Source organism: Hydrogenophaga sp. 5NK40-0174 (genome assembly GCF_040372165.1).
GTDB lineage: Bacteria > Pseudomonadota > Gammaproteobacteria > Burkholderiales > Burkholderiaceae_C > Hydrogenophaga.
In genome coordinates this window covers 67,425-81,546 of sequence record NZ_BAABWG010000001.1, presented here as the reverse complement: position 1 = coordinate 81,546, position 14,122 = coordinate 67,425, and the positions used below count along the sequence as shown (strand labels likewise).

Annotated in this window: 10 protein-coding genes; 2 read left to right on the top strand and 8 right to left on the bottom strand. The window is 62.0% G+C overall.

The window, feature by feature from the left end; all coding sequences use genetic code 11:
- Positions 1-8: 8 nt before the first annotated feature.
- From ABWV89_RS00350 to hyi, 4 genes are all read right to left on the bottom strand, one after another.
- Entirely contained in the window at positions 9-890 is an 882-nt protein-coding gene (locus ABWV89_RS00350) for a DUF3348 family protein (protein WP_353393120.1), read from the bottom strand.
- Positions 891-1,023: 133 nt separating this feature from the next.
- Entirely contained in the window at positions 1,024-3,906 is a 2,883-nt protein-coding gene (locus ABWV89_RS00345) for a transporter substrate-binding domain-containing protein (protein ID WP_353393118.1), read from the bottom strand.
- A 235-nt stretch (positions 3,907-4,141) separates the two neighbouring features.
- Positions 4,142-5,461, bottom strand: coding sequence for a glycerate kinase type-2 family protein (locus tag ABWV89_RS00340; RefSeq protein WP_353393115.1), 1,320 nt, complete (start codon positions 5,459-5,461; stop codon positions 4,142-4,144).
- Positions 5,462-5,481: 20 nt separating this feature from the next.
- Positions 5,482-6,297: a hydroxypyruvate isomerase gene (gene hyi / locus ABWV89_RS00335; RefSeq protein ID WP_353393114.1), complete on the bottom strand. Its 816-nt coding sequence runs from the start codon at positions 6,295-6,297 to the stop codon at positions 5,482-5,484.
- 175 nt (positions 6,298-6,472) lie between these two features.
- Here hyi and ABWV89_RS00330 point away from each other — a divergent pair, with 175 nt between their 5' ends.
- Positions 6,473-7,510 (top strand): endo alpha-1,4 polygalactosaminidase, encoded by a 1,038-nt coding sequence (locus tag ABWV89_RS00330; protein WP_353393112.1) that lies wholly within the window; start codon positions 6,473-6,475, stop codon positions 7,508-7,510.
- Here the strand turns inward: ABWV89_RS00330 and ABWV89_RS00325 are convergent.
- From ABWV89_RS00325 to xdhC, 3 genes are all read right to left on the bottom strand, one after another.
- The gene (locus ABWV89_RS00325) at positions 7,495-10,347 is read right to left on the bottom strand and encodes an ATP-binding protein (RefSeq protein ID WP_353393110.1); all 2,853 of its coding nucleotides are present in this window, start codon (positions 10,345-10,347) and stop codon (positions 7,495-7,497) included. The genes ABWV89_RS00330 and ABWV89_RS00325 overlap by 16 nt on opposite strands.
- A 338-nt stretch (positions 10,348-10,685) precedes the next feature.
- Positions 10,686-11,885: a urate hydroxylase PuuD gene (locus tag ABWV89_RS00320; RefSeq protein WP_353395105.1), complete on the bottom strand. Its 1,200-nt coding sequence runs from the start codon at positions 11,883-11,885 to the stop codon at positions 10,686-10,688.
- Positions 11,886-12,048: 163 nt separating this feature from the next.
- Entirely contained in the window at positions 12,049-12,900 is an 852-nt protein-coding gene (gene xdhC / locus ABWV89_RS00315; RefSeq protein WP_353395104.1) for a xanthine dehydrogenase accessory protein XdhC, read from the bottom strand.
- A gap of 200 nt (positions 12,901-13,100) precedes the next feature.
- Here xdhC and ABWV89_RS00310 point away from each other — a divergent pair, with 200 nt between their 5' ends.
- Entirely contained in the window at positions 13,101-13,607 is a 507-nt protein-coding gene (locus ABWV89_RS00310) for a hypothetical protein (protein ID WP_353393108.1), read from the top strand.
- Between the two features lie 91 nt (positions 13,608-13,698).
- On the opposite strand, the gene uraH is transcribed toward ABWV89_RS00310, so the two are convergent.
- Positions 13,699-14,055, bottom strand: coding sequence for a hydroxyisourate hydrolase (uraH, locus tag ABWV89_RS00305; protein WP_353393106.1), 357 nt, complete (start codon positions 14,053-14,055; stop codon positions 13,699-13,701).
- Positions 14,056-14,122: the final 67 nt, after the last annotated feature.

Here is a 14,122-nt window from a genome sequence, read left to right as displayed (position 1 = left end):
CAAAAAAATCAGGATGACGTTTGCCCCAGCGCTTCAACCATGCCAATCACGGGTTGAAGGCGGTGCTCAAGCTCGGCCAGCAAGACCGATTGCAGGGACAACGAATACTGTGGAAGCCAGTGACCCGCATCTCGCGAGAAATGAGGTGAAGCACTGCTTTCGGGCGTGGAGGCCAACGGCAACTCCACCTGCGCGGCGGCTTCACGTTCCGCGTGTTGCCTTCGAAGCTGCTCAAAGCGCTGGCGCAGCAACGCAGGAACCCGCGTCGACAACGCCTCCTGCTCTCTCCCGGCCAACATCTGGTCTAGGGCTGCGTCCATGGTCGCCAGGCGCGCCATGCTCTCGCCATGGCGACTGAGGCACTGCCGGACATGGATGCGCAGCGCATCCACGCTCATCTCCATTCGACGCTGCATGTCGTCGAAGACCTGTTGGTGCAAGGCCAGCTCAACGTCAGGATCGGGGTCAACGCCGGTCTCGCGGCTCTCTCGAAGCAGCCGCTGCAGCTCATCGTTCACAGCGGACGCCAAGGTGGAACGCAGCTGATCGACGGACCGGTTGAGCTCCGAAGCGCTCGTCATTGTGGTGTCGACGGCGGTGCATTTCGCCTGCGCCACCCGCTGCTGCATGGTCCGCAAGGTGATGGCATCCGAAACATGCAGCCACTGTGCCAGGCGCTCAGGAAAGTCCTTTCGTGCAGGCTCATTCGCTGACGGACGCCACGTGCCGAGCACGCGCGCTAGACTGGAGCGTTGGTGTTTGCGACTGCTGTACAAAGTTCGTCCCTGCCTTGCAGACCTGAGGCCTGAAGACACTGCTGTTGATGTCTGAGCTGAGAGGGAAGGCAGAGCTGGCCCGCCTCTCCCGTGCGAGCCATGTCTCCACGGCATTCCCACATGTCCGGCGGCGGGCGTTCAATCGCCGATCGCCAGTGCAATGGTCTTTGGCTCACCGGCCAAACACGACATTATCGACGATCACGAAACGGCCAGTGCAGCCGACCGGTGACAAAAGGCCAACGGCTCAATCCACCGGGTCAGGGCTTTCCATGATGGCCTGTTGCCTGTGTTGACGCCTCTGAACGGCTTCGAAGGCCTGGCGAATGCGGTCTACCAGGCCATAGACGTCGCTGCGCTTGGCGAGGGCTTCAATGACCCCCGCTCCTCGAAGATGTGCCGTCGATTCGTCGCTGAGGTCCTGACTCACCACCATGACAGGTGGCACTTCCACCTCTGCGGGTTGCGCTCGAAGCATCTGGAGAACATTGCTCAGCTCACCGTCGGCCAGCTTGTTGTCGGTGACGATCAGGTCATAGGCCGGCCCATGACTTTGGGCATAGCGCATCGCTTTGCCGGCTTCACGGACTGACTCTGCCAGATCAGCGCCGATGCCAGAGGCGGCAAACGCCCGTTTGAGCAACAAACCGTAAACAGGTGAGCTGTCGATGACCAGCACCTGCTCCAGGCCATGCCCCTCCTGAGGCAGCGAGCTCGACTCCATGACCCGCGCTGCATCGAAGTACAAAGCGAACTCGGTCCCTTCATCGTTGCTGGCATTCAGTGTCAGCCGCCCTCCCATGGCTTCGGCAAGATCTTTGCACAAGGACAGCCCCAGGCCCGTCCCTGGCCGGTCTCCGCCATGGCTGTGGAAGCGCTCGAACAAATGCTCTTTCTGCGCATCTGTCATGCCTTTGCCCGTATCGCGAACGGTAATGGTCACACGCCGGGCGGCTGTGCTGAGTCCACCCGAGGCAGCCACAGCCGCAGACTCGGGCGGCAGAATGGAAGACGAGAGCCTGATGTCGATGTGGCCCTTGGGCGTGAACTTGATGCTGTTGACGATGAGGTTGCGCAGGATTTGCTCAAGTCGCAGAGGGTCAGCGCGCCATTCACCGGCCACATCATCACCCGCCTCGAAGTTCAGTGTCAGATGCTTCGCCTCTGCTGCTGCAGAGATGTCCTGGACCAGATCCCTGACCAGCGCCACCAGGTCCACGTTTTCCAGGCGAATCTGACCCTGGCCCGACCGGAAGCGGTGCCTGTCCATCAGGGAGTCCATGAGCGCCATGGTGGATCTGGAAGAGCGCCTCATCAACTGCAACACATGTCTGCGCTCAGCCTTGGAGGCCCCTTCCTCATCCAGCTCCTGCAGCAAGACAGAAGCGCCAGCGACGGACTGCAATGCGTTGCGCACTTCGTGTGTCATGAACGCCAGAAAAGCTTCTGCCCGCTCCTGAGCAGCCTGCCTGGCACCGGCTTCGTTTCTCAACTGCCGCAGATGCCACCACACCGCCATGAAAATCAGCGTCATCACGGCCAACGCCACTGCCACCCAGGGCAACCAGGGCCGCCAGTCAAACGTCGGGTTCAGCAGTCGCTCTGCATCTTGCTGGCGCAAGGCCGCCTCATCGGTTGCGCGCACGAAGTCCAGGGCATCACGCATGGCCGGCACCATGCCCGCCAGTTCAGGCGACAGCACAAAATGGCTCTCAGCCACCAGCCTGTCGAGAAACCCCGAAATCATGAGCTCGCCGTTTCTGGCTGGCAAACGCTCCTCCAGGCGTGTCAATGGCGCGAGGGTCACGTCGGCGACCTGCTGCCCCACCATGAGAAAGCAGTCATCTTCGTTCGCGCAATCCACCAGATGAAGATCGGGATAGCTGTAGCTGAGGTAGTCTCGGGCGAAATGCCCAGGCGGCAACGCCAGGCGCAAACCCAGCGAGTCCCCCAACTGCTCCACCGGCTTGTCCCGACGACTGACCAATGCCACATAGTCCACCAGATAGGGGCCGACAAACAGTGCACCCACAGACTCCCTCATGGCTTTGGTCTGAGGCACACCCATCATCACATCAATGCGCCCGGCTCGAAGGGCGTCCAGCCCTTCTGCACGGCCCAGGGGAATGAACCGCTCTATTTCCATGCCAAGGTGATCGGCCATGCGTTTCATGATGTCGACAGGCAAGCCCGCAGGGCGAGTACCAAACGCCATGCGCAACTTGTTGTCGCTGGGGGAGTACCCCACCCTCAGACGCTTGCCGGCCATTTGGTTCATTGGCTTTCTGGGCTGCGGCCGCAAGTCGCTCAACCATTTTTGCACCAGCACTTCATTGGCGTGCGGCTCGCGCGCGGCCAGAAGGTCGTCGAGCCTTGCCACCCAGTTGCCGGGGTTTCCGGGCAGGCCAGCGAGTCGCAGCTGCCCCGTCGCGAAGGCGTAGCTGCGCATCACCCGCAGGTCAGGGTTGTCACGCAAGCGCTCTGCCACGCCGGGGAGGCCCGTCAGACCCACATCTGCCTTGCCCTCGGCCACCGCGTCCAGGACAGCGCTCTCGGACTGGCGCAGCACCACGCTCGCCTGGGGAAAATGCTCTCTGCCCGAGGTCGCGCTGGCATAGCCGTCGACCAGCGCGAGTGTCAGGCCGGCGAGGTCGGGCAGATCGGCCACTGCACCCAGTTCGCGGCGCCCCACAAGGACTTGCCGCTGAACCACGTAGGGTCGCGTGAATGCAAATACTTTGGAGCGCTGCGCCGTTCGTCCCATGGAGGTTGCGATGTCCACCTCACCGCGCAGAACTGCCGCACGAAGACTGGCGAATCGCGTGAACCGCACAAGCTGGAGCTCAAACCCTCCCTGATCGGCCAGTTCGCCAAGCAGGTCGATGTCATAGCCGCTCGGATCGCCTCCTTCCGGCCAGCGCTGAAATGGGGGATAGTCGTCCAGCAGGCCTACCCGGAGAACCAGATGATGACGGTCGCCATGGTTCTCTTCGGTACCAGTCGACGTATCAGCCGCTGGCCCTGCAAGCGACTGTGCGAGGCACAGAGCACTGAAACAGAGCATGGACCATACAGCCAGCACCTTCGCCAAGTGCTGTGCAATGGTCAGGACCCGGCTTGGCCGAGACATGTCGCCATTCCCTTTGGCTCCCTTGTTATGCCGGCGTGATCTAACGCTTGCTCATTCTGATGGTGATGTTGCCGGTCTTGGAAAGTATCGTTTGCAAATGCGGCCCGCCTTTGGACCCGGCTCACAACGGTCACACATTGTGACCAGTGATTCGCCATGTTGCAGCGTAGGCCTGTCAACTTCAACAGGTAACTTCACTTATCGGGTCATCCCGGCTGGACGCTGCGGGGCAGCATCAGTCCTGCCTGGCAGAGGGCAAGACCAGAATGGCGCGGAAATCGTTGACATTGGTGTGGGTAGGGCCCGTGACCAGCAGGTCACCCGTGGCCCCGAAAAAGCCATGGGCATCATGCCTGACGAGGCTGTCATCGAGCGACACCCCAGCCTTGCTTGCATCGCCCATCACCGACGGCCGAACAAACGCACCGGCGTTGTCTTCCACACCGTCGATCCCATCCGTGTCGGCCGCCAGCGCCCAAATGCCACTTTCCCCTTGCAGCTCTTGCACCAGGCCCATGCAGAACTCACCTGCACGCCCTCCTCGGCCGCCCGACCCGTCCTTGGGCAAAGTCACGGTCGTTTCGCCTCCACTGAGAAGCACACAGGGCAGCGAAAAGCTGCTGTTGCCCCGCTTTGCCGAACGGGCCAGCATGCCATGCCAGGCACCCACATGCTGCGATTCGCCCTCAATCTCGTCACCGAGAATGTAGGCCGACAACCCGTGTGAGAGCGCCAGCGCGTGTGCCGCCTCCAGGCTCTGGATCGGAGCAGCAATGACGCGGTGCTCATGCCCTGCAAAGCATGCGTCGCCTGGTTTGGGTGTCTCGAGATCTCCGTCGACCAGGCGTGCGCGCAAGGAAGGAGGAACGTCGATGGCATAGCGATCGAGAATTGCCAGCACCTCCTCGCAAGTACTGCTGTCTGGCACGGTAGGGCCACTGCCGATCACACTGACGTCATCACCCGGCACATCGCTGATGGCCAGTGTCAGCACCCTGGCCGGCGCGCAAGCCGCAGCCAGCCGTCCACCCTTGATGGCCGACAAGTGCTTGCGCACCGTGTTCATCTCAAGAATGTTGGCGCCACTGCGGAGCAGCTCAGCGTTCAGGGTTTGCTTGTCCTTGAGTGACAAGCCCTGACAAGGCATTGTCATCAAGGCAGAAGCTCCGCCGGACATCAGGCAAACCACCAGGTCGTCCTCACCCAGCCCGCTCACTGACTCCAAGATGCGTTTTGACGCGTCCCAGCCGGCCTCATCGGGTACAGGGTGGGCAGCTTCCACCACTTCGATGCGTGCGGGCAGATTGGACTCTCGCGGCGGCACGTGACCATAGCGGGTGATCACCAGTCCGCTCAACGGTGCGTGATCGGGCCAGGCAGCCTCGAAGGCATGGGCCATTGCGCCTGCCGCCTTGCCGGCACCGATGACAACGGTGCGCCCCTTGGGCGGGGAAGGCAGGTGAGCCGGCAGTACCCGCTCGGGCTGCGCACGCGACACCGCTGCTTCAAACAGCAGACGCAACATCTTGCAAGGGTCCTGTTCGAACAGCGGCATATGACTCCGGCCTCTTGTGTTCACTTCAGCACGTCACCCGTGGCCCGGCGGCCGTGCACCGCCAGCCAGCGCAGACCGCGCTCTGTCCCCTGGGGCGAGCCATCGGCCGGAAAATACTCACATCCCACGAAGCCCGCATAGCCCGACCTGTCCAGCCAGTCAAACAGGTACGAGTAGCGCAACTCCCCGGTACCCGGTTCGCCACGCCCAGGGTTGTCTGCTATTTGCATGTGTCCGATACGGGCCATGTGGCGCGACATGGTATGGATCAGATCGCCTTCCATGCGCTGCGCGTGGTAGAGGTCATACTGCAAATACACATTGTCGGCAGCGAGCTCGTCCATCAATGCGAAGGCCTGCTGCGACGTGTTGAGGTAGAAGCCCGGCACGTCCTTGTTGTTGATCGGCTCCACGAGCAAGCGCACGCCGCTGGCTGCCAGCTTTGCAGCCGCATGACGCATGTTCTCCAGCAGGATCTGGCGCGTCTGTTCAGGGCCTGCACCGGCTTCCGGAATGCCCGCCAGACAGTTGAGCTGGCTCACGCCCAGCTCCCGTGCATACGCCAAAGCCTGTTCCACTGAATCCCGAAAGGCTTGCTGCTTCGACGGTTGGCAGGCCTGGCCCCGCTCTCCTCTGGTCCAGTCACCTGCAGGCAGGTTGTGAAGCACCATGGCCACACCTGCATCCTTCATCGCCCGCGAGACTTCTGCCGCCGGATGCTCATAGGGAAACTGACACTCCACATGCGTGAACCCGGCCCGGGCAGCAGCGGCAAAACGGTCCAGAAACGGACGGTCAGTGAACAGGGTGCTGATGTTGGCGCTGAATCGAAGCATCGCCGGATATTAACGGCATTGGCGCCGTTTGCACCTTCGGCTCAGGTTGAGACAAGACGTGAATGTGAGGGCACATGTGCAACAGCTTGCCCTGCAAAGGCTACAAATCCTTGCCGGCCATCCAGAGCAAAAGCTATGCTCAGTCACCCACATCGCCAAACAAAGATTGACTTCCATGTCCCCAAGCCTTGTTCCCAACGAAACAACGCCATCGAGTCTTTTGCGTCGTACCCATATGGCTCAGACCATCCGGCATCTGGCTGCTGTGTCACTGGTGACCGCAGCAGCCCTGCTGTCCGCCTGCGGGGGCAGCTCCAGCGACGAGGCGGATGCCCAGGAAACGACTCCCAACGATACACAGGCTGGCAGCGAAGGCAACAGCGACCCAGGCGCCTCCCCCGATGGCACTGGAGAGGCGGCGGCCGAAGAGGCCACTGCTGCGCCGTCCAATCCAAATGCCATTCTCCGCACGACGACGTCTGGCAAATGGAGTCCGAACGTCAATGAAACGTGGCAATGGCAACTGACTGGCAGCGTCGATACCGCCTACAACGTAGCTGTCTACGATATCGACCTGTTTGACACGCCGGCGAGCAAGATTGCCGCCATCCGGTCGGCTGGAAGCCGTGTGGTGTGTTACTTCTCGGCAGGCAGCGCAGAGAACTGGCGCAGCGACTATGGCAAGTTCACCAGTGCCGACAAGGGCAATCCGCTCGATGGCTGGGCTGGCGAGCGCTGGGTAGACACGCGGTCAGCCAGTGTCCGCAGCATCATGCGCTCACGGCTGGACCTGGCCAAGGCAAAAGGTTGCGACGGGGTCGAGCCCGACAACGTGGACGCCTGGGACAACAATCCGGGCTTCAACGGCGCACTGACGAAGGCCACCCAGCTGGACTACAACACCTTTCTGGCCAATGAAGCCCATGCCCGCGGACTTCTGATCGGATTGAAGAACGACATCGATCAGGTCGCTGCGCTGGCAGGCATCTTTGACTTTGCCGTCAACGAGCAATGCCACCAGTACAACGAGTGCGGCGCCTACTCGGCCTTCACCTCGCGCGGCAAGCCGGTTTTCAACGCTGAGTACCGGAGTGCCTGGGTATCGGACGCTACCGCCAGAGCGCAGCTTTGCGCCAGAGCAAGAGCGGCCAACATCCGCACCTTGGTGCTGCCGCTCAGTCTGAACAACTCTTTCCGCTACAGCTGCGACTGAGGCAGGCCTGCATCCCTCGGGGGACGGGAAGCCATTCCACCCCACTCCACTCTGCGCAATTGGGCTGATTCATAGGCTTGCGTCACGCGATCGATCAGACTGTAGACATCGCTGGTCTTGGCGACCACATCCAGCACGCCATCGCGTGACCCGACGGCCTGGTCAGGCTTTTCATCACCCTGGTTCATCACCACCACATAGGGCATGTCACCGAGACGCTTCTGCAGCAAGCTGATCACATCCGCATAGCTGCCGTCGACCAGGGTTGCCTCCACCAGAACAAGGTCGTAGCCAGCCACATCGGGCCGGTTCAGTTCCTCTTCCACGGCCTTGACGGACTCCACCAGCACTGAAGCCACCCCGTCGTTGATCAGCGCCCGCTTGAGCAACAGCCCGTAGACGGGCGAGCCGTCCACGACCAGCGCACTGTGGAGTGTCGTTTCAAGCTCAGGCGGCGCCGTCAGGTGCTCCGGACGGAAGGCCTCAAACGCCAGGGTAAAGGTACTCCCCTTGCCTGGAGCCGTCTCCAGCTCGAGCTGTCCGCCCATGGCCTTGGCGAGATCTCGGCACAAGGCCAGACCCAGCCCTGTGCCAGGCCGGTCTCCACCGCTGGAATGGAAGCCTTCGAATACCTGTGCCTGCATACCAGCGTCCATGCCTTCACCTGTGTCGCTCACGGCAATGCGCAGCATGCTGGCGTGCATGAAGTCCTCACCCGGTTCGACACCCAGCCTGACCGCGATACCGCCCTCTCGCGTGAACTTGACAGCGTTGATGATCAGGTTGCGCAACACCTGCTGAACCCTCACTGGGTCGATACGCCATTGCCCGCATGCTGCCGGATCCATGCTGAGCGACAGCTTCAGTCTCTTGGCATGCGCCGCGGGCTGGATGTCATCTACCAGTTGCTGCAAGAGCTCTACCAGGTCCACATCGTCGGGCCTGAGCTCCACCTTGCCCTGAACATAGCGGTAGCGATCCATCAGTGCGTCCATCAAGGTCATGGTGGAACGGGATGACCGCGTCATCAGTTGAAGAACTTTCTGGCGCTCCCTGGGCGTCGCATCAGCTTCATCTTCCATTTCGTTGAGCAGCACGCTGGCGCCAGCCACCGACTGCAGCGCATTGCGCACCTCATGCGTCATGAATCCCAGGTAGGCTTCGGCCTGTTCACTGGCCTGCTGCTTGGCCGCCACCTGCCTGCGCAACACCATCAGGTGCCACCACATTGCCAGGGCCGCCAGACCCGCCAGCAGCAACGCGCCCAGCGCCCAGGGCCACAGCGCACTCCAATCAAGGCCCTGCGATGATTTGGGCGTCAGGTGTCGGCGTTCGATATCTGCCAGATCCTGGGCCATGGCCATGTCGAGGCCCTCGCGCAGCCTTTGTGCCAAATGGGCGCTTTGCGGACCCAGAACCAGGTTGCTTTCCAGTTGCCAAAGTGGCACCACACCGCTGATTTGCAGACCAGCCCCTCTGTCACCCAGTCGCTCCTGCAAGCCATCCATGGGAGCAACGGTCGCATCGGCCTCCCCCTGCTCCACCATGTCCATACAGTCGCTCATGGATTCGCAAACGACCACCTGAGCACCTGGATAGCTCTGGGCGACAAACCCCTCGGCCACAAAGTGGTCGACCATGGCCAACTTGCGGTTGGCCAGTCGGTCAAGACCGGGCGAGCCATGGCCTGACCGGCCGACTATCGCCAGCAGGCTCGAGCGATAAGGTCCGACGAAAGGCAGTGCGCCGCGCCCGGGCCCGGTCTCGGCAGGTCCGACCAGCACGTCCAGCTCACCCGCTTGCAGCGCCTCCATGCCTTCGCCGGACGACTCTACGCCAATGACTTCGCCAACGGGCAGCCCGGCATGTCCCGCCGCTGCGCGCATCAAATCGACACCCAATCCGCCTGCCGCCTCGCCTCCTGGCCAGCCGCTGGCGTCATCCCGGACCAGATAGCCCACCCGAAGAGCTGCCTGATGCTGCGCCAGTGGCGCCACACTGGAAACAGGTATGTTGAGGTGGTCAAGCCATTTGTCCGCCAGCTCACGGTCCATCTCATCGGGTCTGGCGGCCAGCCACTTGTCCAGCCACTGCGCCAGGATGGCGGCGTCGGCCCTGGCAGCCAACCTCAGCTGCCCCTCAGGCAGCGCATACGATTTCAGTACGCGCAAGCCCATTCGACCACTCATCGCGGCCAGTGCCGTGGACCGGCTGATCAGCAGCATGTCGACCTGCCCGCCATCGAGCGCTTGCAAGGCGTCATGCTGTGAGGCGAACGCCGTGGTGCTCGCCAATGGGAAGTACTGGCCGGCCGCGACCGTCCCGGCGGTTCCTGCCACGACCCCCAGCCGGTATCCGGCAAGATCCGGGTTGCCGGGCGCTGAGGTCTGCTCCTGCCGAGCCACCATGAGCTGGGTTTCGGCCAGGTAGGGTTTGCTGAAAGTCAACCCGGAAAACCGGGATGGCGCCACCGTCGCAGAGGCAACGAGGTCCACCTCTGCGGCATCAAGAGCTGCCATCAGCTGAGTCCGGCTCGCAAACCGCTTCCATCGCAGGGTCACGTCGGCCTGTGCGAAAAGTTGCTGAATCAAGTCGATGTCGTAGCCTGACGGGCCGGAAGCCTCGCCAGGCCAGATTTGCATCGGCGCCTCCGTTGCCACTACCCCTACTGTGACCAGTCCTTCAAGGGCAGGCACACGTTCAGCAGCCGACTGATGCGTGGCGGTGCCCGACTCCATGGCCATCACGGACGCCAGCGCGCACGCACTGGCGAGCACACATGCCAACAGCATGCGACCAAATGCGCCTACTTTTGTCCATCGGCCTGTGGCGTTCATGGAAAAACAGCTCCGAAACGTCGCCAGCACAAAGGATGGCAACTGCCCGATACAACTGCACAAACGGGGGGTCATGATTTGGCAGACAAGCGAGTCGGCAAAGTCTCACGCTGGCGCCTGCCAGCGATATGAAACTCAGCCGAATGTATTGCTTATCGACCACGGACAGACCAACCTTAATGCCAAATAGAGCAGTATGGTCAGCAACGACGAACCATAGGCCTAAGAAATATCCGCATGTGTTGTCGAATGGTTACGGGCGGTACCACTCAAGCGGTAAGTGGGGCCTCACCTGCCTGTGGCAATGGCCGGGTGGAGATTTCGTCCCGGCAGTGGTCTCAGCGCTGGGCCGCCAACGCCCAGGCGCCCAACAACGCGCGCTCTTCCTCGCTCATGCCGGTGGCATTGTTCAAGGGCATGGCGCGCTGAATCACCACCTGTTGATAAACCAGCGCAGCGTGCTGCCGCGCCTGCGTGACGCTGTCCAGCCGTATGCCCTTGGAGGCCAGCGCTTCCCCGTGGCAGCTCACACAACGCGCGTTGAGCACGGATTGCACAGCTGCGTCATCCGTTGCAGCTCGGGACGCAACCGGAGGATCAACTGCGATGCCTGCAGGTCGCAGCCATGCGATCAGACACACCAGCAAGACACATGCCCCCGCAGCCCAGCGCCATGGGTGAGCATGACGCCCCAGCTTGTACCCGTGGCGAAGCACAAAGAACTGCCGGATACCGGCGCCTGCTGCCATCAAAGCCAGCAGTACCTCCCACTTGTGCTCGTGACTGTAGAGAAAGCTGTAGTGGTTGCTGAGCATCGCAAACACCACCGGCAAGGTGAAGTAGGTGTTGTGCACACTTCGCTGCTTGCCGCGCTGACCATGGATGGGGTCCGGCGCCTCGCCCTGCTTGAGCGACTGCACCACCCGGCGCTGGCCGGGAATGATCCACACCAACACGTTGGCTGTCATGGCCGTCGCGAGCATGGCACCGGCGAGAAGAAATGCGGCCCGGGCGGCGAACCACTCGGTCGCCAACCAGGCAAACCCCGCTACCAGCAAGGCCACCACCAGGCCCAGACGCCGATCGCTCCCGGCGCCACTCCCCATGAAACGGCAGGCCATGTCGTAGGCCACCCAGAAGGCCAGCAACAGACCCACCGCCAGCGTGCCCGCCTGCCAGCCGGGCATCGCCAGCTGCTGCGGGTCCACGAGATAGATGTCCGCACGCCAAAGATAGCTGACGGCAAACAGGCCGAAACCAGTCAGCCAGGTGGAGTAGCTCTCCCAGTAGAACCAGTGCAAGTGACCTGGCAGCCTGGGTGGGGCCACCGCATACTTGACCGGGTGATAGAAGCCACCGCCATGGACCGCCCACAGCTCACCGGTGGCGCCTTGCGCCCGCAACCGGGCGTCCTCGGGTTCGGTAAGACTGCTGTCCAGAAACACGAAGTAGAAAGAAGACCCAATCCAGGCGATGGCCACAATGATGTGCGCCCAACGAAGCAACAGGTTGGCCCAATCAAGCAGATAGCTTTCCATGCAATCACCCCAAACACGGTGCATGGCACCGCCAGGCAGCCCACCACAGCGGGCGCTGTAGGCTGCCAAAGGGTCGCGCATGGTTCAAGGCGGTGCGCCTCGAACGCCGCTCCGCGGCGACCTCGACATCTGGATCGAGTGTAGCGACTTGCATGCCAGGCTTTCAGGTTGACTCCTGCGGCAACACCGACAAGAGCTGGGCAACCACTGCTGCGGCCACCACCCCTGGCGATTTGCCCCGCACACCGGGCAGGCCGATGGGGCAATGCACCTGATCGAGCACTGCCTCGTCCACACCACGCTCGCTCAAACGCCGCCGAAACCCCTGCCACTTGCTCCGGCTTCCGATGAGGCCAATGAAAGGCAGATCGCCCTTCGAGGCTTGCCGTGTCAGCAGCGCGAGCATGATGTCGAAATCTTCCGCATGCGAATGCGTCATGACCAGCACAGCGCCTCCGGCCGGCAAGTCCGGCACGGCGTCTTCGGGCCAGTCGATGTCATCAAGAGAGACCAGACCCGCCTTTGCCTCGGCATCTACTCCGGTTTGCGCTGGCTGCCATTGGCACTCAGGGCGGCTGTCCAGCAGGGTCACCGCCAGCGGAAGGTCTTGCGCAGCCCGATGAATCGCCATGCCCACGTGTCCGGCACCAAACACATGCACAAAGGCAGCCTGTTCCGACAGCCGCGCCTCCCACGCCTGCGACTCGCTGCCTTCCGTCCGCTCAAACGCCACACGGACACGGCCGCCACAACACTGCCCCAGCACTGGCCCCAGACCCCACTCACGCCGCTCCGTGCCCGCGCCGTCCCGGTCCGACCTGTCCAGCATCTCGACCGCATGCGCCATGGCGAGCCATTCAAGCCGCCCCCCGCCGATGCTGCCAACAGCGTCTCCCGCTCCGAACACCAGCATCCATGCACCAGGCTCCCGGGGTGCTGAACCTTTGGCACTCTCGATGCTCACACAGACGGCGGCTTCGCCAGCGTGTAAACGCTCGCATCCCAGTCGCGCCACACGGCTCAAATGTGGCTTTCGCGTCAATAAACGTGGTTCAACAATGACGGATGGCACGCCTTGCTCCTCTAACGGTCATCAGGCCATGTTCAAGCCTGTCGATAATCAATAGACTGTAGATCAGTCAAAGAAATTCCGTTTCGATGCCCCAGATGGGTGCATTGTGGCCGCTTGCGTAGGCCCCAAACCAGGACACAGTCATGAATTCCCTGCCTTCTGCACCTGCCTTGAAGCAATCGCTGCGCCACGCAATGGTCCTGGGCGCCGCCTTGATCATGGCCGCTTGCGCGACCCGAGCCCCCGAGCCGGTTCCTGAGCCGCCTGTTGAAGTCGCGCCAGCCGAGCCGTTGCCAGACCTTATTTCAGACGCCTCCACTCCTCGCGACTATCGCAGGGACGGTGCGAAACACCTCTACGCCAAAAACGATCACCGCATCTTCAAAGGCAAGATGCCCCCGCTGCTCTACGCGGTCGGCGTGCTGCAAGTGGATGTGGACAAGCGCGGCAAGGTTCAACGCCTGAACTGGATGCGTGCTCCCAATCATGTGCCCGAAGTGATGGCTGAAATCGAGCGTACCGTGCGCGCCGCAGAGCCATTTCCCGCGCCTGTCCGCATGGGCAGCGTCACCTATACCGATGTCTGGCTGTGGGATCGCAGTGGGAACTTCCAGCTCGACACACTGACAGAAGGCCAGCGCAACCGCTGATATCCGAGGCGTCCCTGGCCACAGAAAAAGCCCGCGAACAGCGGGCTTTTGACTTTGGGCAGGTCCATTCGACTTCGGCCAGCCTCTTCCGTCAGCTGCCCCGGTAGGTTGAGTAGCTCCACGGACTGACCAGCAACGGCACGTGATAGTGGTCGTCAGGATCTGCCACGCCGAAATCCAGGCTGACCTTGTCCAGGAAGGCGGGCTCAGGAAGCTGCACCCCCTTTCGCTCGAAGTAGGCCTTGACCTCGAACACCAGTCGGTAGGTGCCCTTGGTCAGCGCTCCATCGCCGATCAAGGGACCTTCCGGACTGCGACCATCTTCATTGAGCACGATCTCACGTATCAGCCGGCTCGTGCCATCGGACGAAGTCGCCCACAAGGCCACGGACATGCCGGCGGCGGGGCAGCCATTGGCCGTATCCAGTACATGCGTGCTCAGTCCCATCAGTGGCCTCCTGCGAGTGTCGTTCCGTCAAGAAACGTGAATTGGCATTGTCGCGTCCCAGTGTACC

Coding starts and splice junctions, on each gene's coding strand:
- ABWV89_RS00350 (WP_353393120.1), bottom strand. CDS start 890: ATGCCGTGGAGACATGGCTCGCACGGGAGAGGCGGGCCAGCTCTGCCT.
- ABWV89_RS00345 (WP_353393118.1), bottom strand. CDS start 3,906: ATGTCTCGGCCAAGCCGGGTCCTGACCATTGCACAGCACTTGGCGAAG.
- ABWV89_RS00340 (WP_353393115.1), bottom strand. CDS start 5,461: ATGCCGCTGTTCGAACAGGACCCTTGCAAGATGTTGCGTCTGCTGTTT.
- hyi (WP_353393114.1), bottom strand. CDS start 6,297: ATGCTTCGATTCAGCGCCAACATCAGCACCCTGTTCACTGACCGTCCG.
- ABWV89_RS00330 (WP_353393112.1), top strand. CDS start 6,473: ATGTCCCCAAGCCTTGTTCCCAACGAAACAACGCCATCGAGTCTTTTG.
- ABWV89_RS00325 (WP_353393110.1), bottom strand. CDS start 10,347: ATGAACGCCACAGGCCGATGGACAAAAGTAGGCGCATTTGGTCGCATG.
- ABWV89_RS00320 (WP_353395105.1), bottom strand. CDS start 11,885: ATGGAAAGCTATCTGCTTGATTGGGCCAACCTGTTGCTTCGTTGGGCG.
- ABWV89_RS00310 (WP_353393108.1), top strand. CDS start 13,101: ATGAATTCCCTGCCTTCTGCACCTGCCTTGAAGCAATCGCTGCGCCAC.
- uraH (WP_353393106.1), bottom strand. CDS start 14,055: ATGGGACTGAGCACGCATGTACTGGATACGGCCAATGGCTGCCCCGCC.